The organism is Glaciecola siphonariae (genome assembly GCF_042652645.1).
Taxonomy (GTDB): Bacteria; Pseudomonadota; Gammaproteobacteria; order Enterobacterales; family Alteromonadaceae; genus Glaciecola; species Glaciecola siphonariae.
Map to the genome: position 1 here is coordinate 1 of NZ_JBHSGU010000028.1, position 821 is coordinate 821.

The window sequence follows — 821 nt, forward strand, 5'->3', positions numbered from 1 at the left end:
ACAGCTTTTCGCAGACTTACACGTCCTTCATCGCCTCTAACTGCCAAGGCATCCACCATATACGCTTAGTCACTTAACCATACAACCCTAAATAGCCTTCCGGCGATTTTAAACCCCCGCCTTTTGAATTCGAGGGTTATTGGGCTCAGTGGGGTAGCACTTCTTGACATCGTCAAGTTGTTCACCTCACCTTGCGCACATTGTTCATCAAGCGTAAACGCTTGCTAAAAATGTGCACTGTATGAATGACAAGTTTTGCTAATCATATTTTCGTGCAAAATAGTCTAATCACAGATTAGGCTATTCTTGCGCAAGGTGACTGTCATTACCTATACAAGGTAATACTCGTCCTCTTGCATCGCACATTCGTCAGATAGAGTAGCGGTTGAAAGAACATCTTTCGAATTTCTTCGAAGTTGTTCAATCAGTTACTCTTTCGTTAAATATTGATTACTAATTATCAGCTTTCCAAATTGTTAAAGAGCATGTTTGAAGCTTGCGCTTCTCACATTTCAGAGTTTAAAAAACCCTAATCTATAATTTCTTATATGAACCTATAGATTAAGGCTTTGAATCTATTCAATGTAAGGCCTCTCCCTAAGAAGTGGTGGAGCTAAGCAGGATCGAACTGCTGACCTCCTGCGTGCAAGGCAGGCGCTCTCCCAGCTGAGCTATAGCCCCTTACATCAGTTTCAAAAGTATCTTCCAGCCTACGTAGCTACTTCGTCAACCAGTTCGCTTGGTGACGGCAGATTTGCTCCGAGTAACGCAGCGTACGATAGTACGTGAGTAACACAGGGACAAAGCTGGCTAAACCAAGT

At 42.9% G+C, this 821-nt stretch carries 1 tRNA gene; it reads right to left on the minus strand.

Annotated elements, in window-relative coordinates:
- Positions 1-605: 605 nt before the first annotated feature.
- Positions 606-681 (minus strand) — tRNA-Ala (locus ACFO4O_RS16725).
- Positions 682-821 lie beyond the last annotated feature (140 nt).